The organism is uncultured Polaribacter sp. (assembly GCF_947501385.1).
In the GTDB taxonomy this organism is placed as follows: Bacteria; Bacteroidota; Bacteroidia; order Flavobacteriales; family Flavobacteriaceae; genus Polaribacter.
This window is the reverse complement of record NZ_CANMVP010000021.1, coordinates 64,690-87,245: the sequence shown is the minus strand read 5'-3', so window position 1 is coordinate 87,245 and position 22,556 is coordinate 64,690. Positions and strand designations below refer to the sequence as shown.

The window sequence follows — 22,556 nt, the reverse complement described above, 5'->3', positions numbered from 1 at the left end:
GACATTTTGATTTCCGTATTATTTTATCTTTTGTACTCATATTCATACTTTGCACTTTTAACTTCTAACTTCCAACTTCCTGTCATCTCGCCTGTGCTGAACCTGTCTGCCGACAAGGCAGGCTTGATTCAGTGACCTTGTGGAGAGATCTCTAAAAAGCTAACGTTAACACGATATGAGATTGCTCTGTTCCGCTCCGCTTCGCTAGCTACCTTCCATCAAAATACATTTTGATTTCGGTAATATTTCTCCTTTATAAAGCCAACCCGCCAGCTGGCACGTTCACTAAAAATGTCCACTGGACATTTTCTTTACGTTCCGTACTATTATATCTTCTAAACTCACATTCAAATTGTTATTAAACCCAAAGCTTCCTAACCCTTCCCTTTGGGAAGGGTACTCACAGAGACTTAATAAAGCGAATAATACACTGGGATGGGCTTCACAAAGCAAAAAGTCTCCTCTGAGATGGGATCTCGGGGAAGGGCTCTCACAAACATTTCACAAAGCAAATAATACATCGGGATGGGCTCTCAGCCCAGTAACCACGGGGGCTAAAAACTGTGCCTACAAAAAAGTTGATTTGTAACTACAAAATGTTCTTTTTGTAACTACAAAAGTGTTCTTTTGTAACTACACTTTTCTTGCGCTGTGCTTACAACTTTAAAAAGAAAGCTGAGAACACTAAAAAAAAGGTGTTTTATGACCCCTTTTTTAGTGCTTGCTTTGCCAATTTATACTTTTTGATAGGTTAAAGTATCTCGCATCACTTTAAGTCGTGATCCTGGTGCAAAGAGTATTCTGGCTTTTTTAATCAGTGCTGTGGTGACTTCTTCTTGTGTAGCAACACCTTCGCTGCTTACACCTACACGTAGGTTTCCAAGTTCTCCTATACGAACCACATTGCCATAACTTAATTCTTCTATACACACATCAACGAGGGCATAGAGTACGGCACGGATGTCTGCACCACTAACGGTGCTTATTTTTTCAATACTTGTGGTAAGTGCTTCAATATTGCGCTCGTCTTGTTTGGCTGTAGTAGCATACCATTTTTTGATACCACCACCTGCTACACCTGGTTCTCCACGTTCCAGAGCTTTAATCTTTACTGGCATTTTATTTGTTTTTAGTGAAACTCTAATTTTAAAAACACGTAGTGTTTTAAAATTAGTTAGTTGAACTAATCCCTGCGACCTGTGCTGAACTTGATTCAGTAAGGCAGGGATCTCTCAACCTTTTAAATAAGATTTTTTTAAAATCGCGTAACATCCGTTCTAATCTATTAGAAGCGTTAAGGTTCATGAGACTCTAATTTTAAAACACTGCGTGTTTTAAAATTAGTTAGTCGAATTCATCCCGCGGAATCGCGGGATCTCATCTGTATATAAAGAGATCTTCTAAACAATCTCATCGCATCCGTTCCAAGATAGGAATCGGTAGGGTTCTTTTTTTGTTTGTATCATCATCTTTTTCTTTTGCAATGTCGTTGTGAATCTTCCTGTCATCCTGAATAGCCTGTGCTGAACAAAGTCAAATCACTCAGTTAGACATTTGTAATTACTTTTCAGACAGCCTCTCATCTGTATATAAAGAGACTTTCTAAACAATCTCTATCCCATCCATTCCCATATGGGCAAGGTTCGTTCTTTTTATTTATTGCATTGCTATTCTTTACTGTATACCATCTCGACCTGCGAGGTTATGGATTCCTGCCACCACTTCGTCTTCACTCAGCATAAACTCCGGAATGACAACGTAATTGTCAGATGCTATTGCGGTTAAAAATTCTAACTAATTGTTTTAATTTACTGCATATATTTTTCTTATTATTCTTCTGCACATATCAATAATATCAACATGAAACAAATGGTTATTGAAGTGATATAAAAAATCATGTTTTATTTTTTGTATGTATAATAAAAGGATAGGAAGCATTTTCTAGTTTTTACAAGGATCAGACATTTAGAAAATGTTTCCTAATTCTTTTTTTTTATTTCTATTTCTCTTTTCTACTACTTTTTCTTGATAACCTTCGATAGCTTCGCTAGCTACCTTCGGCGCAAAATGTCTTTTGTTTTTCGGCAATGGTCAAACAGCATTTTTTTCTTTACGAAATCTTCTAACCATTGACGCCTGACGGTAGACAGGCTCGCCTCCAAATCCTATGGCGAACCTACCATTTGATATTTTGTACAATTTTTATACTTTGTACTTCTAACTTCTAACCTTCAACTCTCTGTCATCTCGACCTTGCAGAGAGATCTCTAAAAAGCTAACGTTAACGCGATATGAGATTCCTCGGTTCCGCTTCACTCCTCTCGGAATGACACGATGATTTTAGATTTGATTTTATCTTTTGTACTCATCTATACTTTGTACTTCTAACTTTTAACTTCAAACTTTAAAACTACCCCCAAAAAACAACCACCACCACATCACTTTCCTGCCCAATTTCATCATCGCCTTTTAGGCCGATGGCCATATATTCTCGGGTTTCTGGAACATTGGGGTTTTCTAACGGACGTTGGTCTTCATAGGGACTGCTAGTATCTCGAGATAAAAAACTCCACCCAACAGAGCCCTTGATACGGGAATAGATGTTAACGCCACTAAAACCGCCTTTGATAAATTTAATACGTACATAGCCCGGAAACGCCTCTGCGCTAAGGGTAGGTTTAGCATTATTTAAATCTTGTGGGGTGGTTTCGCCTACAATACTCAGGTCTTTACCAATGGCCTCGGTATAGTTGGGGTTGGTTTTAATACGGGCAATTTCGGTACGCAGGGTACTAATGGTACTCTTTTTGGTGTTGTCTTTGGCCGTTACGGCTGTGGCCAGGTCTGTTCTGGCGGTTTCTACCGCAGTAATGGTGGCAATTAAGGCCTCACAATCTGCGGTAATAGCGGTAAGGGCTTCTGGACTTAACCCCAGGTCTGCCCCCAAGGTAGCTATTTTGTCTTTAAAATTTGTCAACCATATGATAAGCTGACCTTCTGTTCTAGGAATAAAATCTCGTGTCATAATAAACTTATTTTTACGTTTAGGTATCTACTACTTTTTTTTATGGTGGGCTAATACGGAGTCACCATAACCTCCAACAAAACGGGCAGTGGCTTCAACAAACCAACCGTTGCTCCCAACGGAACAAGCGTTGCCCCCAACAGAGCGCCCGTGAGCCCCAACGGAGCGGCCGTGGACTCCAACGAACCAACCGTGGGCTCCAACGGAGCAAGCGTTGCCCCCAACGGAACAGCCGTGGACTCCAACGAACCAACTGTTGTGCCCAACGGAGCGCCCGTGAGCCCCAACGGACCAGCCGTGAACCCCAACGGACCAGCCGCGGACCCCAACGGAGCAGCCGTTGGCTCCAACGGAGCGGCTGTTGTGCCCAACAATTGAGCCGTAACCCCCCACCTTTAGGCCATAACCCCTTATAATACTGGGGTTATAACCGTTTTAACCCCAATTGGGCTACCCATAGGGGATTGAACACGGCTTAAATAGGGCTTTTGTTCTGGACTTTCATAGGTGTGCTATTTTTTATTATTGTTCTTCTTTTATGGGTGTTCTTACCCATTTTGTAAAATTGATACCATAACAGCTGTAACGCTTCTTCTTTTAGGAAGTTTTGATGCACGACACCTGAGGAGACTAAATTTGACTTCATGGTACCGTTTTTTGGTTTGTAATGGGGTCTCTAATGACCACTACCTTCATTGGATGAGTGCTTCTCTCTAAATTCAAGCCCAAACGATTTAAAAAAGCTTTTGCCAATGAAAAATCGTGCTTGTTTAATGCAGTATTTATCTTGTCGTTCTCTTCCAAACTTATACTATAATCTATTTGAAAATCAAATTCTGTAGCATCAATAAAAGGAAGTATATTTGCGGTTTTATTGGATGGAGGACGGGGTGTATCTGTAAGCCCTGAATTTGAAGCCAATTTCCATATAAAATCTTGAATTTCTGCATTTTTGACGTCATATCCTTTTTCATTATCCCATTTTAACCTACGATAGGGTTGCCCAGGTGTTTTTGATTTTAAATTTTGAACAGCATTTTTATTCGCTGTGATTTTCCAACATGGCATTTCCCTAATTTCTACACGTACATCATATCCGAAGTAGGTTTTTAGGTCTCTTTGCATGGCATCTTGTAAAAATTTGGCAGTGCCTTTTTCTGTCGGAACCTTTAGGCTATAATTGTATTTATTCATAGGTGAGTTATAAAACCAATCAAAGGGTTTCTTATTGGAAACTTCCACAATAGGTTGCAACCAATATTTACCATAAGATCTTTTGGTATAAGGATTCTTTAAAGTATCTGGAAACATAAGGTTCTTTGGAAGTCTGTATGAAGGCATATTCCAAAGAGTATCACCATAAGCCATGTTATAAAGATGCGGAAGCGAAGTACCTGTTGTCTGAACTCTTCCCAGATACATCTCTGTCTCTGGTTTTGGATGTGCCAAATAATATCCAGTTATAAATGATGGAGGTGCTTTTTGTATATCTCCATTATAATTTGTTAAAATAGAACGGTATAAAAAATTAGTTGACTTACCGCCATTGTCCTCTATTAACAACAGTTTTTTGTCATTATAAGGAGTTTGATTTTTTTTATCTTCTTTGCTCCAAGCAATAAACTTATTGATATCATACTCATTACTTAATATAGTATTCAATATTTTTTCTATTCCATTGGATTCTACCCGACCAATCCAGGCTATCCGCCCTTGTTTATCAACAATAAATGTATATGGGACTCCATTTTTTCCTTCGGCTCGTAACCAAGTATTTTCCATGGTGCGTTCTGGATCATCCACGGCAACACTGTAGTCCATTTGATCACCCTTTTTAGTCACATACTTTTGCACTCTTGCAACATATTTTGGTTTTTTAGTGTCTTTAGGTTCATTATTATATTCCATCACAAAAAGACCAATCACTTTAACTTTTTTCTTGTATTTTTTTTGCAAGGCTGTCAATTTTGGGATAGCTACTGCACAGGGCTTACACCAGGTAGCTCCAAATTCTACCACATAGACTTGTCCTTTTTTAAATTCAGAAACAGGGCTTCCCTTTATCCATTGAAAAACCTTTAAAGGTGGCGCTGAATCACCTATTTGTAAAGAGCTATTTTGAGCTTTTACATAATTACTAAGTAAAAAAATACATAGAATTAATAACAATTTGTTTACCCTACTATCTTGAAAATTCATTTATTAAGTATTTATTAGCTATTATTAATAACCATTGTTCTGAGGTAATAGGTTCGGATTTACTTCTAATTCAGATATGGGAATTGGAAATAATATGTCTGTAGATTGCCAATCTTTTAAAGGAATAGCGGACAGTACTGTACCTGCTTGTCCAAAGCGTCTTAAATCAAACCAGCGATGCCCCCATTCTACAAACAATTCAAATCTTCGTTCTTTTAATATCGCATCCAACAAATCTATTTGACTGATACTGGGATTGGTTTGGGCTATTAATGGTAAACCCGCTCTATGACGAATTATGTCTAGGTCTGCTATTGCACTTGCTAGCTTATTTTGCCTTGCATGGGCTTCTGCACGGATTAGATACTGCTCTCCTAAGCGAAAAAGAGTAGAATACTCTACAAGATTTCCATCAGGGAATTTGTATTTAAAGGGATAGTAAAAGGTATCACCATCATCCATAAGCATACCTACCCAATCTGATTGTCTATTATCCCCTGTCTCAAAAGCATTATAAAAATCATCTGCCAATGATACCTCTGAAGGTCTGCTTGTAAGCACGAATTTCTGTGCTTGAAGCACAAAACCAGAAGGTGTTGCTGGTTTTAACTGCCAGATTGCTTCGGTATTGTTTGGCGTAAATACCTGATTAAGGTCAGTTTCCAATGAATAGGTGCTTGATAAATTAATAAGTGCCGTGGCTTGAGCTTCTGCATTTATCCAATCTTCTTGATATAAGTAGACTCTTGCCAACAAGGCAGTCGCAGCTCCTTTATTAGGACGTACCCGTTCGTCATTCGCAAAGGAAAAATCATCCGTCATCAAAGATTGTGCTTCTAATAAATCTGAAATGATTTGTTCATAGACTAAATTAATTGATGAACGACTTAATACTTTATTTCTTTGGAAATCTGTAGTAGTTACAATAGGGATCTCGCCAAATAAATTGACCAAATAAAAATGGCAAAAGGCACGTACAAATAGGGCTTCTCCACTAATCTGATTCTTAGTAAAATCCGTAATAGACGACGCATTCTCTAACTGTTCCAAAATTTCATTAGCATTCCATATATAATTATAGGCTTGCTCCCAAAACGACCCAAACACAATTCCATTATCTGGATTTAAATTATTCGTAAAAAATTCCCCATCATCAAGCGAAAAGGTATTAAAGTTAAGTAGTTCATCCGAAGCCAGTCCTGTATACTGTTCAATCTCAGCGTTGGTAAAGCTTCGATTGGTAATCATTTGACTATAAATACCGCTTATGGCAGATAGCACTGTAGCATCAGTAGTAAATACGGTTTCACTGGTAACTTCTGTTCTTGGTGGATCAATATCCACAAAATCCTCACAGGAAAACAATGCTATCGCCCCAAAAAAAGCTGCTACAATCAATCCGTAGGATTTTGATATTAAATTTCTGCTATTATTAAATGTTATTTTCATCATTATTTTTTTAGAAGGTGAATTGAATCCCTGTAGTAATCATCTGTAATGGTGGTAAGGCAATAGTACTTTGGCTTTCAGGGTTTAGACCATTGTAATTTGTAATGGTAAAGAGGTTCTGTCCTTGTAGATAAACCTTTAATTGCTGTAATTTTAATCTGTTGGTTATCCTATTTGGAAATTTATAAGCTAACGACAAATTGCTTAAGCGTATAAAAGAGGCGTCTACAATACTGGCATTGGAGATTCTGTTATTCAGGGCTGCTCTTTGCGCAACACTAGAAGTGATATAATATCTTTGGATATTTGTAATGTCGTCAGGATTTTGCCAACGACTCAACACGACTTCTGGCTGATTAGAGAAACTTCCTGGATCCCCAAAAGAAGTTATATAACTATTTCCCGTTTGTTTTACAAATTGAAATAAAAAGCTTAATTCCAACCCATTATAGGTCAAATTATTTTGAACCCCCCAAAAAAAATCTTGAGCGACTTCTCCTATTATCTGATAATCATTATTATCAATAGTGCCATCCTCGTTGACATCTTCAAAAGTATAAATTCCCGTATCTGGATCCACACCTGTATATACAGGTCCTTTTCTTATAAATAATGAACTCCCTACTTCATACCTATCAGCAAATGGAGAATTTTCTAATTCATCATATTTTACCAATTTTGAACGGGGTATACTTAAATTAATACTCGTATTCCATTTAAAATCAGCTTTGTTTACATTGACTGTATTTAATTCAAATTCCCAACCTCGGTTTTCAATCTCGGCAGGTAAATTGAACTGGATAGAAGATTGACCTGTAATAACTGGTAAAGGCAACGCCAGGAGTTGATCCAAAGTACGATTCCTATACCAACTAGTATTTAATAAAATTTTATCTTTTGCAAAACCCAACTCCAAGCCTACTTCCAATTTTCGCACGGTTTCCCAAGAAAAATCAGGATTGCTTAAACGGGTTAGAGACAACCCTGAAACCCCATTATAGGGATTATTTGTTGATATATAGGTATTTAAATATCCGTAATTTCCAATATTATCGTTCCCCGTTGTTCCATAACTTCCTCTTAATTTTCCATAACTTAGAAAATCCCAAGTATTTTTTATAAAGGCCTCATTAGAAAATAACCACGCAGCACCAATACTGCCGAAATTAGCAAATTGTTTACCTGGACCAAATCGACTGGAGCCATCCCGTCTACCTGTTAGATTTATAATATAGCGTCGGTCATAATTATAATTGATTCTTCCAAAAAGGGCACTGTATCGATACTGTGAATAATTAGAACCTAAAGAACTTAATATAACAGCGGCATTCCGATTTCTGAGCAGTGCATCACTGGTATACCCAGATCCGGCTATTCCATCTACTTCCTGAACTGAATTTTGAAAAGTCGTACCAATCAAGGTATTTAATTTCCCATTTTCAAAAGCTTTTTTATATTCCAATTGAGGTTCAACAATCCAGCTTCTTAAGTTGGATGTCGAAAAATTCGCACTACCTGTACTAGTACTAGTAATGGTTTCAGGATTCCTCGCACTTAATGGCAAAATACTGTTTTCATCTGTTTTTTGAAGAGTAAACCCGATTGATGTCTTAAACTGAATTTCAGGTGTTATAAAATAACCTAAAACGGCATTGGATACCAAATTATCTGTCAAGTTTTGATATTTATTTTCAAGCTGTGCTAAAGGGTTGAACCAGGTCCCATCCTCCCAGTTTAAATTGCCTTCTTCGTCATACAGTGATGGTGAGTTGGGAGCCAATCTAAACGCAAGTGCTGTAAAGTCTGATATTAAATTACTACTACTATTTGAATAGTTTACTGAGAGGTTGGCATTTAGTTTTCCATTTTTGGATTGGTGATTTAAATTGAACCGTCCCGAAATACGCTGAAAATCATTGTTTCCAGGAAATACCGTAGTTTCCCTAAAATAACTGCCTCCGAATACAAATTGGGTCTGGTCGTTACCTCCAGAAATATTAATTTGTGCATTGGTCTGTTCGGCAGTATCACCTAATAAAACTTCTTGCCAATCGGTAAAACGATCTTGATCCCAAAAAAAGACATCTGGGAAAAATCGTTCAAAAAAAGAAGGTGGATTGAAATTATCGTTAGCAAATGCTTCATTACGCATTTCCAGATATTCTTCTGTATTTAATAGATTCATTTTATTAGTTACCTGACCAAGACCATATGAGTAATTAACATCTATTTTGGTCTTACCTGTTTTTCCTCTTTTGGTAGTGATCAATACCACGCCGTTAGCACCACGAGATCCATAAATGGATGTAGCATCAGCATCTTTTAAGACCTCAATACTTTCAATATCATTTGGATTAATCGTGCTTAACGGATTTCCTCCTTGAGTAACTGCATTACCCAGATTTGTACCTCCCGTACCTGATATCGAGGCAGAAGGAAACGGAACACCATCTATTAAATACAAAGGAAGGTTTCCATTTATAGTACCTCCTCTACCATCTCGTAAACTATTTTGTCCTCTAATTAAAATGCTAAAAGCACCTCCTGGTACACCACTTTGTTGTTGTATATATACTCCTGACATTCTTCCTTGTAAAGTTTGCAAAGGATTGGATACTGGTTGTTGCTCTATTTCTACAGCGGTCACTTTGGCTATATTCCCTGTTGCTTGACGTTGAGAGGTTTTGTAGTACCCTGCATTAATCGTCACTTCATCTAGGGCATTCACACTTTCTTTAAGGCTTATATTCATAATCCTTTGAGTACCTACCAAGATTTCTTGTGTGGCATAGCCTAGATAGGAAAAGACCAAGACACTGGCGGGGTCTGGTACGCTAATTTGGTAGTTGCCATCAAAATCAGTGGCCGTACCCCTAGAGGTACCCTTAAGCATTACCGTTACCCCTGGGATGGGTTGCCCTGTGGCATCGGTTACTTTACCCGAGACCTGCCGTTGTTGGGCCTTTGTTTTTTTGTTAATTACAATCCGGTTGTTGGTACTTAATACAATGCTAAATTGCCCTTTGGGTAAAATTTGTTGTAAGAGTTTGCCCAGCCTAAAGGTGCCTTTTTTTACCGTTACTTTGGGTAGCTCTTTAAACAGGTCTTCTGGATACATAAAACGGAAGGCGGTTTGGTCTATAATTAGATCAAACACCTCATCTACCGTCAGTAGCTGGTCGGTCTTTATAGTCACCTTTTTTTGCGCCAAACTGTTTTCTACATTAAAACTGAATACGGTGGTGCAGAGTAAGAACAAGAATGTTTTCATAAGTAGCATCAAGAGTCGTTTTCTATAGCGAAACACGACTAGGTTTAATTTAATTTCCATAAATTTGTGTGTATTTAGTTAGTTTTTATTTTTTAATTAAATGAATACGTTTGAGGGGGATTTACAGTTTGAACTTTGCAGGTATGAACTGTTTCCTCCTTTTTAGTGAGACGCAATTTTTAAGAAACACGTTTTGCGTGTGTACTTAAAATTGCTAGTCTAACCTGCCGCAGGCAGGCTAATCCTGATGTCTGTCGGGATCTCACCCTTTTCGATGAGATTTTCTTGGTGTTGTTTTTAGGTCATAGGTTTTGGTTTTTGGGCTTTAGGCTATTTGCGTTAAGCTGTTAGTGATTTTATGTTTTGTATTTATATTCATGTTTTGTACTTTTTATTGAACAGCCCTTCGACAGGCTCAGGGTGACATTTTGGTTTTGATTTTATGTTTTGTATTTATATTCATACTTTGCACTTTTTAACTTTTAACTTTTAACTTTCAACACTACATAAGCGTTACTGTTTTGTTATTAATTTTATAATCGTTAATTACCCCAAAGCTTTTAATGGTATTTAGTATTTCTACAATGGTTTGGTCTTTGCCCAATACCCCTACAAAACGTACCTCGCCCAGTTCTGGCCTGGTAAAGCGAACCTCCATATCATACCAACGTGACAGCACCTGCATGATTTCTTTTAGGGTTTTATGGGCTAGCATAAACTCGCCATGCCTCCAGGCGGTTTCTCGGTGGGGGTTTACTTGTTTTATCTCCATTTGTTGCTGCGTACTATGTAATACTGCCTGTTGCCCAGGTAGCAGCGTATTACTTTGGTCTCCGTAGTGCACCCGTACTTTGCCTTCTACCAGCGTGGTATAGAGTGTGGTTTCGTCTTTATAGGCTTTAAGGTTAAACTCAGTACCCAATACTTCTATGATTTGGTTGTTATTGACAGATTGCTTCGTACCTCGCAATGACGTTAATGACGGAGACACTACTTTAAAGGACGCTCCTTTATGTGCTGTACTTGGGGAAACGTCAAAATAGGCTTCACCATAGATAAGTTCTACCTGTCTTGTTTCTCCTTTGGTAAAGGCTACTGGGTATTTAATTTGGGTTTCTGAGTTGAGCCATACCTGGGTGCCGTCGGCTAGGGTCATGGTAAATTGGCCGCCTCTGGGGATGGTTAGGGTGTTGTAGGTTATTTGGTTTCTAGTTTCTGGTTTCTGGTTTCTGGTTTCTTGGTAGACGATTTCTTCTCCGTTGCTGGTGGCATTGGCACTTTGGAAGGAGGCGCCTTTAATTAAGGTAATTTCTTCTCCAGAGGCTAGGGTTAGTTTTGCTTTGTCGGTACCCGTTTCTATTTGGTTGTTGACAATGATAGGGGTGGTTTCTATAGTGGTATTGAATATGTTGCCTCTAAAGAAATAGCCTGTAGCCAACACACCAATAAATACGGCTGCTGCCGCTGCATAACGCAGATAGAAGCTACGTACTGGTTTTTCTTGATTTTTAATAGCTCTTTTTACTTTTTGAAGGGCGGCTTCATCATCAATCACATCATATACCATATTCAAATGGTAGTTCTCTTTAATATACGCCTGAAATTCTTTTAGGTTTTCAGGTTTTTTAAGCCAATGAATCAACTGCTCTAGCTCTGTAGCTGTAATGCTGTTCTCTGTTAAATATTTTAGTATGGTATTTTTCATTCAATAATCGTATTGTTTGGGAGTCTCTATTAGTATATCGATTTCAGTTTGCAAAAACCCTTAGTGGAAAGTTAAAAAATTTAGGTATCGATTCCTAATGTTGGTTTCTGTTGGCTTCCTAAGACCTACCCATACATTTAAAAAAACATTCATTTGCCCGTATCAAGGTAGTGTAGCAACTAATTTAATATTGAAAAAATAAAACATTTTCCCCTAGGGCATCAGGCAATATAGAAACAAGAACACCCCAAACACAATACTCTGTAGGACCTGCCTGCCAGCAAAGGCAGGGTTATACATCATCCAGAAAATCAAAAAGAAATCGCTCATCATATTCCGCTTCAAATTTTTTGAGGAATTGAATGTACAATACCATTCCTTTTAGGACAATTCTTTCGATGACCTACCAATGCAGAGCAGAATCATACTTTGTTAAAAAAGAATTCAGTACTGATTCTGCCCTACTACCACTTCAAATAAAAACTACTATCTATTTTTTATGTATATTTCCCAACAAAATAATACCCATATATCCGTTGATTTATGAAAGACCAAGAATTAATTCTTAGCATTAAAAAAGATGACCGTGCTGCTTTTGATGTACTTTTTAAGAAGTATTACAAACCTCTTGTGGGGTATATCAGATCGCTTTCTCATGATATTTATAGCTCAGAAGATATTGTACAGCAGGTGTTTATGACCTTGTGGATGAACCGGCACGATTTGAATATTAGTAAAACGGTAAAAGGCTATTTATACTGGGTTTCTTATACTACGTATATTGATCAATACCGAAAAACAAAACACAGAACGCATTTACTGGGGGAAATTAAAGAAAAGACCTTACGAGATGCCATTCCTGAAGATAAAGAGTTGATAAATTCTAGAATTAAAAAATTAAAACAGCTTATTGAAACCTTACCACCTGTTTGTAAAAAAGTATTAGAGCTCAACAAATTAGGCGGTTTAAAGTATGATGAAATTGCGAAAACACTAAATATCTCAAAAAAAACAGTAGAATCGCATATGAGAACAGCCTTTAAAAAAATACGCAAAGGATTTGACAGCGATACATTGATTTTGTTCTTTTTAAGAAATATTGTAAGACTAAAGACACTCTTTTAAAACGGTCTTTTTTATCTATCTCTTTTAATAAAAAGTGTATCTAGTGCCATTTCTTTTTGCAACCAACGTCTTAATTCTCTTTCTTTTGGTGCAATAATACTATCAGATAATTTTCGATTCCATTTTATAGTCGCAATGGGTATGGTATCTATTTTTATAAAATCTTTAGAGGACAACACATTTGCAAAACTAATTTCTTTAATATCTACATATCTAATTTTTGCGTCTTTTGCAATTCTACTAAAAGCAACCACTTTCTGATTTTTATTCAATGCATCTTGCTCAATCCTAGTGTTTAAAGTAGAGATCGTTTCTTGTAATGCTGTTATTTGCTTCTGTAAACCCGCAATGATATTTTTACTTTCCTGGAGCTCTTCTCGTTTCTCTTTATAAGCAGTTGTAATCAGTTCGAAACTCTTTGTATCGCTTCCTTTAATTTTTAGTTGAAAATCTCCAATATTTGGATAAAAAACGATGTTTGACAATTCGTTTGTTAAGTCATTCTCAGTAGCATCCGTAATTTCGTTAAAAAAGTTTAAATAAATTTCTTTTTTATCAATGTCTTTATCCCAGTCAATTAACTGTAGAGACTTATTTGCTTTTATTTCGTTTTTAATAAAAGCATTTATTTGAGTATTTACTTGGTTGTCCTGAAATACATTAATAAAGGTAAAAATAGCAGGGATCATCACGGCAATACCAACTACCGTTGCAATGGTAGAGTACCTTTTTCTCTTCGCAGCATTTGCATATTTATGCATTGGAAAACGCAATAATTTCAATACTAAAAATGTTGCCAAAGCAATAAAAATGGTATTGATTGTAAACAAATACATCGCACCAAAAAAGTAAGAAAAATTACCTTTTGCCAAACCATAACCGGCTGTACATAAAGGTGGCATTAACGCAGTAGCAATAGCCACACCAAAAATTACAGAGGCAATGGTTCCTTTTTTAGTTCTTGCAACCATTAAAGCCAAACCTCCAAAAAAGGCGATTAAAACATCTCGAATATCTGGACTTACTCTTCCTAACAATTCTGAATTGTCTTCACTTAACGGAAAGAAATAAAAGAAGAGAAAGGAAGCAAATAAACTTAGCCCAATCATGATGCCTAAGTTGATCAGCGATTTTTTAAAGGTATTAATGTCATTTAATGCAAAAGACATACCGATACCTAAAATTGGTCCCATTAAAGGAGATATTAGCATGGCTCCAATAACAACTGCAGTAGAATTGGCATTCAATCCTATAGAGGCCACAAATACGGCAAAAATAAGCACCCAAGCAGTGGCACCTTTAAAAGGTATATCTGCCTTAATTGCTTCTAACGTAGCTTCATGATCTGTATCGTCTCTAAAGTCAAAGAGTTCAATTAAAAACTTTCGAATGCTTTCTAATAAACCTTTGGCCTCATTCTGAGCACTTTGCTTAACATCTTCCTCCGGATGTGGTTTTATATTCTTTTCTATATCTTCTTCCATATGCTATCATTTAGAATGCCGGAAAGATACAAAAAAAGTTCTCTGAAAAATGGGTGTAAAAAATTACTGTAAGTAGATTTTATCAATCTCTAGTTGAAAGCTTTGTTCTTTTTTATTTCCTATTAAAAAAGCGAGTTCTTCTATATTTTCTGAAGAAAAATGATTCATATCTAATTTTCTTCCTCTAAATGCAGGATACATGTCTGAGAGGGTAATTTTTATGGTTTGCCACTCTCCGTTTGTTTCAAAAGTAGCAATAAAAGAATGGGAATTATACACATCATCTTTTAGTCTGAATTGATATTTTTTACCATCACCTTTCACTCTTAAAACTACCTCTTTAAAATCTTTTACGTTTATTGGAGAAAAACGATAGCGTAAGGAGGAGAATCCGCCGTTGTTTTCTAAAGAAACATTTCCATAAAATACTCCGAAACTTTCTTCATTCATTTTAAAGTTCCCACGAGACCTTCCTCCCATCACCACATCATCAACAATTCTCCAATTAGAAATATTGGAGTCTGAATTAAAATCAAAAATTGTTTTAGTAGTAGCACTCATACATACGATTGTTAAAAGAATTAAAAAAAGGTTGTTCATAATTATAAAGAAATAATGAAACAAAAATATTGATAAAAATCCTTTAAGACTGTTGGCATAGTGTTAAAATAAAAAAAAACTCCACACAATGTGCGGAGTTTTTAGTGACCGGGCTGGGGCTCGAACCCAGGACCCTCTCCTTAAAAGGGAGATGCTCTACCAACTGAGCTACCAGGTCATTCTTTTGTTTTTAACGGGTGCAAATGTATGCTTTATTTTACAATAAAAAAACATTTTTCTATTTTGTTTCATTTAAATAAACTTCTCTTACTTTTTTCAATAAATTAGAAGAATACACAAAATCTACAACCGCTTCATTATCAGTTGAAAATATGTTTTCACTAGACCCTTCCCACTCTTTAATACCTTTTCTTAAAAAAACTATTTTTTCTCCTATCTCTATAACAGAATTCATATCGTGGGTATTTATGACCGTAGTAATCTTATATTCTTCTGTAATTTCTTGAACTAAATTATCAATTACAATGGCTGTTTGAGGATCTAAACCAGAATTGGGTTCATCACAAAATAAATATTTAGGATTCATCACAATTGCTCTGGCAATGGCAACTCTCTTTTGCATTCCTCCAGACAATTCTGCTGGTAATTTTTTATTTGAATTTTCTAAGTTTACACGATTTAAAACAAAGTTTACACGATCTAACATTTCTGATTTTGTTTTTTTCGTGAACATTTTAAGTGGAAACATCACATTGTCTTCAACCGTTTGAGAATCAAACAATGCACTTCCTTGAAAAACCATGCCTATTTCTTGCCTCCATTGTTGTCTTTCTTCTTCTGTAAAATTTGTATTTACTTTTCCATCAAAAGAAATAGTGCCTTGTTCTGGAATATGTAAACCAATTAAAGATTTTAAGAATACTGTTTTTCCAGAACCACTTTGCCCAATAATAAGGTTTGTTTTTCCTGGTAAAAAGGTTGCTGATATTCCTTTTAGAACTTCTACACCTCCAAAACCTTTATGTAAATTTTTAACTTCTATCATAGTCTTAAGTTAATAACAATTGTGTTAAAATATAATTGGCGACTACAATTAAAATAGTGGTCCAAACTACAGATTGCGTACTTGCTCTTCCCACCGCAATAGATCCTCCTTTTACATAATACCCATGATAAGAGGGTACGGTAGCAATTAGAAAAGAAAATACCAATGTTTTTATCAAAGCATACACAATTAAAAAAGGTTTAAAATCAGTTTGAAGTCCAGTAATGTAATCTGTTCCTGCAAATAAACCAGAAAGCACCCCTGCAACCCAACCTCCAAAAATTCCTAAAGCCATTGCCAAAGCAATTAAAAAAGGATAAAAGAATAAAGCAGCGATTACTTTGGGTAGTACTAAAAAGTTAATGGAGTTGATCCCCATAACGTCTAGTGCGTCTATTTGTTCGGTAACTCTCATCGTACCGATACTAGAAGTAATATAAGAACCTACTTTTCCTGCTAAAATAATTGAACAAAAAGTGGGTGCAAACTCTAATATAATAGATCTTTTTGCTGCAAAACCAATTAAAGAGTCTGGTATAAACGGACTGTCTAAATTTAATGCCGTTTGAAGTGCAATTACCCCTCCAATAAAAAAGGATATAAACATTATGATTCCTAGAGACTTAAGTCCTAGGTCATCAACTTCTTTCATTAAAGCTTGGTAAAAAATGCGTGGTTTTTGTGGCTTTCTAAAAACGCGACCTAGCATCATAAAGTATTTACCTACATGTTCTATATATGTCATTCATACAAATTTTAAGCTAAAGTATTAAATAATGCTTAATTGAGTGTTAATTAATACACTTCAAAATAAAAAATAATTACTTTTGATGAAATATTAAATTTTCTTCCCGAAATGAAAAGAGCTTTTTTATACTTTTTAGGATTGATTCTTCTTTTTTCAAGTTGTCATACAACTGAAAAAAAATTAGAAAAACCAAAATTAGTCGTTGGTATTGTTATCGATCAAATGCGTTATGATTATTTAACGAGGTATGCAGATAGATACGGAGAAGATGGCTTTCATAGAATTCTTAAGGATGGATTTTCGTTAGAAAACGCGCATTTTAATTACATTCCTACCTATACCGCTGTTGGGCATTCTTCTATTTTTACAGGAACAACACCAAACAATCATGGTATTATATCTAATAATTGGTATGACAAGTTTTTAAAAAAAAGCATTTATTGTGTTGATGATAACAATTACAGGACTATTGGTAATGATGGCACTGTTGGAAAAAAATCTCCCCATAGATTATTTACAACTACCATTGCAGACCAACTGCATTTAGCGCAAAACATGCATGGAAAAACCATTGGAATTTCTATAAAAGACAGAGCTGCCATTCTACCCGTAGGACATACGGCAACTGCAGCCTATTGGTATGATGGGGGCGATAAAAACCAATGGATTACAAGTTCTTTTTATATGAATGAATTACCAGATTGGTTAAAAAAATTCAATAATAACAACAAAGCAGATGAATATTTAAATACTACTTGGAATACATTATACGATATAAAAACCTATAAAAATAGTATTGCAGATAACAATATTTTCGAAAATAATTTAAACGGACAAGAAACACCTACGTTTCCTAAAGATTTAAAAAAGCTAAGAGAGAAAAACGAAAATTTCAGCTTGATAAAAACAGTACCCGCAGGAAATACGTATACCGTAGATTTTGCGAAAGCTGTAATTAAAGGAGAACAATTAGGAAAAAGTAAGTACACAGATTTTTTAACGGTAAGTTTTTCATCTACAGATTATGTAGGTCATAGATATGGTGTTGCTGCTGTAGAAACAGAAGACACTTATTTGCGCTTAGATAGAGATTTAGCAGATTTTTTTAATTTTTTAGATGCTGAAGTTGGTAAAGGAAAATACACACTCTTTCTAACAGCAGATCATGCAGCTGTTCATGTGCCCTCTTATTTACAATCTTTAAAAATTCCTGCGCATTATATGAATACGAAAAAAGCGTTTAGAGATTTTATGTTAGAGGTTACCCAAAAGTATTTTAACTCTAAAGAATTGATTGAAAATGTTTCGAATTATCAGATATTTTTAAATAAAGATAAGATTGAATCTCTAGGGTTAGACAGAAATGTAGTTGCTCAAAGATTAGCTGATGAAGTTGTAAATTTTGACAAGATCTATAAAGCAGTTACCGCAAGAACTTTACAAACCACCAATTTTACAGAAGGCATTATGAATGCTCTTCAAAATGGTTACAACCAAAAATTCTCTGGAGACGTTTTAATGATTCCTTATCCAGCAACTCTAATTTACGGTAGAAAAGGTTCCAGTCATGGTTCTGGCTATTCCTATGACACGCATGTTCCAATTATCTTCTATGGAAATGGAATACAAAAAGGGTCTTCAACCCAAAAATATGATATTATAGACATTGCTCCAACTATTGCGAACCTATTAAAAATTGAAGCTCCTAACAGTACTTCGGGTACAATTATTGAAGAGGTTTTAAAAAAATAATTAAACTCTAAAATTAGAGCTATTTTGATGTCTTTTGATTGCTTTTCTAGAAAGCACAATTCCTATAATTAAAGAAATAAAAGCTCCGATTGAAATTCCGGGTATAAAATTAATAAACAAGAAGAAATCATAGAAACCGTGAAATAGTGTAGCGAAGAGAAGTCCTGCGATATTTAGTTTTACTCTATGGTTAGAGAATTTTGCTTTCCCCATAAAATAGCCCATCAAAATTCCAAAAGTTGCGTGTGCAGGAACTGCCGTAAAAGCTCTAAGCAAACCAGTACCCGCGCCATATTGAAAAGTATACAGAATGTTTTCTAAAGCGGCAAAACCCATAGAAACCATTACAGCATAAACAATTCCGTCAAATGATTCATTAAAATCGCGCTTCCTTTGAGCGTAATACCTTACAATTAAGTATTTGGAAAACTCTTCTACAAGTGCCACCACAAAAAATGCTTTTAAAAATTGCTGAAATATATTTTTAGCATCTGTTAGTGGTAAAATAATTGCAGCCAAATAGCCAACTACAAATGTGATGATAATACTTACCGTTGCACCTAATAAGAAACTTTTTGTTAAAAGCCCAATAGGTTCCTTTTCATATGTATCTTTAAAATAAATATAAATGATGATTACTAAAACAGGTGCAATTGCTAAAAAAAGTAGACTCATCTAATGCGCTTTGGGAAGAAAAATTTCTGCCATCATACAACGTGCACTTCCACCACCACAAGTTTCTATTGTTTCTAAAGAGCTTGAGATAATTTTACAGTGATTTTTAATTTTTGAAATTTGACTTTGTGATAAAGCATCGTAAGCTGCTTGACTCATCACTAAAAACAATTCATTATCTTTTCCTTTTACTTGCAGCATATTTCCTGCAAAATGATGCATTTGCGCTTCAGAAATTTCAATTACTTGTTTTCCGTCTTCTTTTAAATGTTTTAATACATTTTTTCTTTCAGATGTATCGTCTATCGTCTCTAAACAAATCACTGCAAATGTTTCAGCAATACACATCATGACATTGGTATGATATATAGGTGCTCTTTTGTCTTCAACCGTTTGATTTGCCACAAAAACAACTGGGGTATACTCAAAATCTTCACAAAACTCAATAAACAATTCTTCACTAGCTCTTGCAGACAGCGCGCAGTATGCTTTTCTATTTACACGATCTAAGATAATGCTTCCAGTACCTTCCAAATATAAATCTTCCTCTTCTGCAGAAGTATAATCAATTACATTCTCTATCACAAAACCATTTTCTTCTAGCGTTGTTAAAATATCTTCTCTTCTTTCTAAGCGTCTGTTTTCTGCAAACATTGGGTATAAACCTACAGAACCATCTGCGTGAAAAGAAATCCAGTTATTTGGAAAAATGGAGTCTGGTGTATCAAATTTTTCGGTATCAGAAATCACAATAACTTCTACACCAAAACTTTTCAATTTAAAAACATAGGCATCAAACTCTTCTTGTGCTTTCTTATTGATCTCAGTATTTTTTAGAGATAACTCCTCTTGAAAGTAATTATTTACAGCAGTTTGTTCATTCATCCTAAAATGAATAGGACGAATCATTAAAATTGAATTGGTAGTTTGTTTCATGTATATCTAATCGGTTGGCAAAATTATAAATTAAAATGATCATAATACCCAAAACTTTAGAATATTAAATCATTTTAATGAAGGTGTTTTTAGAATCAATAATACGAAAATCAAAAGACTCAGATGTAAATTGTGAGGCTTTCTTTATGCTCTGATTAATGGCATCGTAGAGCAGCGCAGCAAACCTTCTTGTTTTGCAATTTCCGCATACGGAACTTCTTCCACAGTAAAGCCTTTAGCTCTCAGCCAAGCATTTAATCTTGTAAAGTTTTTTTCCGATATGATTACTTCTTCAGAAATAGAAAAAATATTACTATTCATATGGTACATTTCTTCTTTATCAATTTCAAACACATTTTCTTTGCCAAAGAAATTCAGCAACCATTCATATTCTTTTTCAATTAGAAATCCGTTTTTATGCAGTATTGCTTTGTCTTTTCCAATGGGTTGAAAACAGCAATCTAAATGCAGGGCATTTTCTTTAGCATTTGTATTAGATTTTCTTAATTCAAAAGATTTTACAATTTTATTTGGAAACAACTCTTGAAGCGCAATTACTGCGTCTATATTTGTTCTTGCTGTAATAAAATCTGGATAATCTTCACCAGAATAAGTCCCTACAAAAATATAATCGTTCCAAGGCATTACATCACCACCTTCTACATGACATGCTTCTGGTAAATTTATAATAGTATCTGGGTGAATTTTAGAGATTACATGAGATATCGCTTTTATTTCTTGGTCTCTATCCGGTAAAATATTTGCTTTTACTAATTTATCATCAATGACAAATGCAATATCTCTTGAAAATATTTGATTGTAATTTTCTATGATTTTTGGTCTAAAAACTTCCACATTGTATTTCTCCAAAACCTTTGCAACAGCTTCCATCTCAAGAACCATATCACTTTCTTTTGGGTAAGTTCCTGACAACACATGTTGAATACTTTTAGGATCATAACAGTCTTCGACTTTTGGTGTAGGGCCATTGCTGGTAGCAATTCCTAAAACAACTGCTTTTAAAGTAGCAGTCTCATTTTGGATATTTAATTTTAGCATACATAAAGGTATTAAAAAAAGCTTCATAAGGTATGAAGCTTTTTTTTATGATTTAAAATAAAGAAGTTTATCTGTTGTCTATAGATTTGAAATCTCTAACATTTTCTCCTGTATAAATTTGACGTGGTCTACCTATTGGTTCTTTGTTTAATCTCATTTCTTTCCATTGTGCAATCCAACCTGGTAAACGTCCCATCGCAAACATTACTGTAAACATCTCTACAGGAATATCCATGGCTCTGTAGATAATACCAGAGTAAAAATCTACATTCGGATATAATTTTCTATCTACAAAATAAGGATCGCTTAAAGCTTCTTTTTCTAAACCTTTGGCAATTTCTAAAATAGGATCTTCTACACCTAAACTTGCTAAAACTTCATCAGCCGCTTTTTTAATAATCTTTGCTCTTGGATCGAAGTTTTTATACACTCTATGACCAAAACCCATCAATCTAAAAGGATCTGATTTGTCTTTTGCTTTTGCCATGTATTTTTTAGTATCTCCACCATCTTCTTTAATCGCTTCTAACATTTCTAAAACAGCTTGGTTTGCACCCCCGTGAAGTGGCCCCCAAAGCGCAGAAATTCCTGCAGATAAAGAGGCAAATAAACCTGCATGAGAAGAACCTACAATTCTTACTGTAGATGTAGAACAGTTTTGTTCGTGATCTGCATGTAAAATGAACAGCTTATCTAAAGCATCTTTTATAATAGGATTCATCACATAATCTTCATTTGGCTCTTCAAACATCATTTTCATAATGTTTTCTACATAACCTAAAGATTTAGAACCATAGTTTAAGGGCAGTCCTTTTTGCTTGCGCATTGTCCAAGCCACTAAAACAGGAAATTTTGCCATAATTTTCACTATAGCATTGTACATTTCTTCCTCAGAATCTACATTTACAGATGTTGGATTAAATGCAGTTAAAGCACTTGTTAAAGAAGATAAGATGCCCATTGGATGCGCAGTCTTTGGAAAAGCATCTAATATTTTCTTAATATCATCATCTACAACAGATTTTGATTTGATATCTGTGTGAAATTTCTCTAATTGTTCTGTAGTTGGTAAATCACCAAAAATTAGCGCATAAGCAACTTCTAAAAAATCTGCTTTTTCAGCCAATTCTTCTATCGCATATCCTCGATATCTTAAAATTCCTTTTTCACCATCTAAAAATGTAATAGCACTTTCACAAGAACCTGTATTTTTATATCCAGGATCTATTGTGATAACACCATTTGTAGCCCCTCTCAAAGATTTAATATCTATTGCAACTTCATTTTCTGTTCCTTTTACAAGAGGAAATTCATAAGAATCTTCTCCTATTTGTAATTTAGCTATATCTGACATTTGTAATGATTTTTTTTGTTTTTCTAATAGCCACGAAGATACCAAATTTTGAAGAATTTTGAAATGTGTTCCTATAGATTTTTGATATTTTTAAATAATATTAACCTATTTGATAATTTCACAAAAAAAGCCTCACATTTTGATGTGAGGCTTCATTAAAAATAATTA

At 35.1% G+C, this 22,556-nt stretch carries 16 protein-coding genes and 1 tRNA gene; 2 read left to right on the top strand and 15 right to left on the bottom strand.

Annotation, left to right across the window (positions count from 1 at the left end; translation table 11 throughout):
- Positions 1–734 precede the first annotated feature (734 nt).
- The 6 genes from Q0998_RS14045 to Q0998_RS14020 all read right to left on the bottom strand — a co-directional run bounded on the left by Q0998_RS14045 (position 735) and on the right by Q0998_RS14020 (position 11,649).
- Positions 735–1,118 (bottom strand): HU family DNA-binding protein, encoded by a 384-nt coding sequence (locus Q0998_RS14045; RefSeq protein WP_299664781.1) that lies wholly within the window; start codon positions 1,116–1,118, stop codon positions 735–737.
- A gap of 1,292 nt (positions 1,119–2,410) precedes the next feature.
- Positions 2,411–3,025, bottom strand: coding sequence for a hypothetical protein (locus Q0998_RS14040; RefSeq protein ID WP_299670817.1), 615 nt, complete (start codon positions 3,023–3,025; stop codon positions 2,411–2,413).
- A 642-nt stretch (positions 3,026–3,667) separates the two neighbouring features.
- On the bottom strand, positions 3,668–5,224 hold the full coding sequence (locus Q0998_RS14035) for a redoxin domain-containing protein (protein ID WP_299670815.1): 1,557 nt from the start codon (positions 5,222–5,224) through the stop codon (positions 3,668–3,670).
- A gap of 24 nt (positions 5,225–5,248) precedes the next feature.
- On the bottom strand, positions 5,249–6,676 hold the full coding sequence (locus Q0998_RS14030) for a RagB/SusD family nutrient uptake outer membrane protein (RefSeq protein WP_299670813.1): 1,428 nt from the start codon (positions 6,674–6,676) through the stop codon (positions 5,249–5,251).
- Positions 6,677–6,683: 7 nt separating this feature from the next.
- The gene (locus tag Q0998_RS14025; protein WP_299670811.1) at positions 6,684–9,869 is read right to left on the bottom strand and encodes a TonB-dependent receptor; all 3,186 of its coding nucleotides are present in this window, start codon (positions 9,867–9,869) and stop codon (positions 6,684–6,686) included.
- A gap of 577 nt (positions 9,870–10,446) precedes the next feature.
- The gene (locus Q0998_RS14020; RefSeq protein WP_299670809.1) at positions 10,447–11,649 is read right to left on the bottom strand and encodes a FecR domain-containing protein; all 1,203 of its coding nucleotides are present in this window, start codon (positions 11,647–11,649) and stop codon (positions 10,447–10,449) included.
- Positions 11,650–12,192: 543 nt separating this feature from the next.
- Between Q0998_RS14020 and Q0998_RS14015 the strand changes: the two genes are divergently transcribed.
- Positions 12,193–12,774 (top strand): RNA polymerase sigma factor, encoded by a 582-nt coding sequence (locus Q0998_RS14015; RefSeq protein WP_299670807.1) that lies wholly within the window; start codon positions 12,193–12,195, stop codon positions 12,772–12,774.
- 11 nt (positions 12,775–12,785) lie between these two features.
- Here the strand turns inward: Q0998_RS14015 and Q0998_RS14010 are convergent, their stop codons facing one another.
- The 5 genes from Q0998_RS14010 to Q0998_RS13990 all read right to left on the bottom strand — a co-directional run bounded on the left by Q0998_RS14010 (position 12,786) and on the right by Q0998_RS13990 (position 16,609).
- Entirely contained in the window at positions 12,786–14,258 is a 1,473-nt protein-coding gene (locus Q0998_RS14010) for a DUF389 domain-containing protein (protein WP_299670806.1), read from the bottom strand.
- A gap of 63 nt (positions 14,259–14,321) precedes the next feature.
- Complete coding sequence (locus tag Q0998_RS14005; RefSeq protein ID WP_299670804.1) at positions 14,322–14,819, bottom strand: CIA30 family protein; 498 nt, start codon at positions 14,817–14,819, stop codon at positions 14,322–14,324.
- A gap of 144 nt (positions 14,820–14,963) precedes the next feature.
- Positions 14,964–15,036: transfer RNA gene (locus Q0998_RS14000), tRNA-Lys, on the bottom strand.
- 60 nt (positions 15,037–15,096) lie between these two features.
- A complete protein-coding gene (locus Q0998_RS13995) occupies positions 15,097–15,864 on the bottom strand; it encodes an ATP-binding cassette domain-containing protein (RefSeq protein ID WP_299670802.1) in 768 nt (255 codons plus the stop codon).
- Positions 15,865–15,868: 4 nt separating this feature from the next.
- On the bottom strand, positions 15,869–16,609 hold the full coding sequence (locus Q0998_RS13990) for an ABC transporter permease (protein WP_299670800.1): 741 nt from the start codon (positions 16,607–16,609) through the stop codon (positions 15,869–15,871).
- A 111-nt stretch (positions 16,610–16,720) separates the two neighbouring features.
- Between Q0998_RS13990 and pafA the strand changes: the two genes are divergently transcribed.
- On the top strand, positions 16,721–18,364 hold the full coding sequence (gene pafA / locus Q0998_RS13985) for an alkaline phosphatase PafA (protein ID WP_299670798.1): 1,644 nt from the start codon (positions 16,721–16,723) through the stop codon (positions 18,362–18,364).
- Here pafA and Q0998_RS13980 read toward each other — a convergent pair whose 3' ends face one another.
- From Q0998_RS13980 to Q0998_RS13965, 4 genes are all read right to left on the bottom strand, one after another.
- Positions 18,365–19,039, bottom strand: a complete 675-nt coding sequence (locus Q0998_RS13980; protein WP_299670796.1) for a PrsW family glutamic-type intramembrane protease — start codon at positions 19,037–19,039, stop codon at positions 18,365–18,367.
- Complete coding sequence (ctlX, locus tag Q0998_RS13975) at positions 19,040–19,975, bottom strand: citrulline utilization hydrolase CtlX (protein ID WP_299670794.1); 936 nt, start codon at positions 19,973–19,975, stop codon at positions 19,040–19,042. It lies immediately after the preceding gene.
- A 144-nt stretch (positions 19,976–20,119) separates the two neighbouring features.
- A complete protein-coding gene (locus tag Q0998_RS13970) occupies positions 20,120–21,034 on the bottom strand; it encodes a dimethylarginine dimethylaminohydrolase family protein (RefSeq protein ID WP_299670792.1) in 915 nt (304 codons plus the stop codon).
- Between the two features lie 67 nt (positions 21,035–21,101).
- Positions 21,102–22,388: a citrate synthase gene (locus tag Q0998_RS13965; protein WP_299670791.1), complete on the bottom strand. Its 1,287-nt coding sequence runs from the start codon at positions 22,386–22,388 to the stop codon at positions 21,102–21,104.
- Positions 22,389–22,556: the final 168 nt, after the last annotated feature.

What these genes read in the sequence shown, in the direction of transcription:
- Q0998_RS14045 (WP_299664781.1), bottom strand. Translation starts at nt 1,118, where the DNA reads ATGCCAGTAAAGATTAAAGCTCTGGAACGTGGAGAACCAGGTGTAGCA.
- Q0998_RS14040 (WP_299670817.1), bottom strand. Translation starts at nt 3,025, where the DNA reads ATGACACGAGATTTTATTCCTAGAACAGAAGGTCAGCTTATCATATGG.
- Q0998_RS14035 (WP_299670815.1), bottom strand. Translation starts at nt 5,224, where the DNA reads ATGAATTTTCAAGATAGTAGGGTAAACAAATTGTTATTAATTCTATGT.
- Q0998_RS14030 (WP_299670813.1), bottom strand. Translation starts at nt 6,676, where the DNA reads ATGATGAAAATAACATTTAATAATAGCAGAAATTTAATATCAAAATCC.
- Q0998_RS14020 (WP_299670809.1), bottom strand. Translation starts at nt 11,649, where the DNA reads ATGAAAAATACCATACTAAAATATTTAACAGAGAACAGCATTACAGCT.
- Q0998_RS14015 (WP_299670807.1), top strand. Translation starts at nt 12,193, where the DNA reads ATGAAAGACCAAGAATTAATTCTTAGCATTAAAAAAGATGACCGTGCT.
- Q0998_RS14010 (WP_299670806.1), bottom strand. Translation starts at nt 14,258, where the DNA reads ATGGAAGAAGATATAGAAAAGAATATAAAACCACATCCGGAGGAAGAT.
- Q0998_RS14005 (WP_299670804.1), bottom strand. Translation starts at nt 14,819, where the DNA reads ATGAGTGCTACTACTAAAACAATTTTTGATTTTAATTCAGACTCCAAT.
- Q0998_RS13995 (WP_299670802.1), bottom strand. Translation starts at nt 15,864, where the DNA reads ATGATAGAAGTTAAAAATTTACATAAAGGTTTTGGAGGTGTAGAAGTT.
- Q0998_RS13990 (WP_299670800.1), bottom strand. Translation starts at nt 16,609, where the DNA reads ATGACATATATAGAACATGTAGGTAAATACTTTATGATGCTAGGTCGC.
- pafA (WP_299670798.1), top strand. Translation starts at nt 16,721, where the DNA reads ATGAAAAGAGCTTTTTTATACTTTTTAGGATTGATTCTTCTTTTTTCA.
- Q0998_RS13980 (WP_299670796.1), bottom strand. Translation starts at nt 19,039, where the DNA reads ATGAGTCTACTTTTTTTAGCAATTGCACCTGTTTTAGTAATCATCATT.
- ctlX (WP_299670794.1), bottom strand. Translation starts at nt 19,975, where the DNA reads ATGAAACAAACTACCAATTCAATTTTAATGATTCGTCCTATTCATTTT.
- Q0998_RS13970 (WP_299670792.1), bottom strand. Translation starts at nt 21,034, where the DNA reads ATGCTAAAATTAAATATCCAAAATGAGACTGCTACTTTAAAAGCAGTT.
- Q0998_RS13965 (WP_299670791.1), bottom strand. Translation starts at nt 22,388, where the DNA reads ATGTCAGATATAGCTAAATTACAAATAGGAGAAGATTCTTATGAATTT.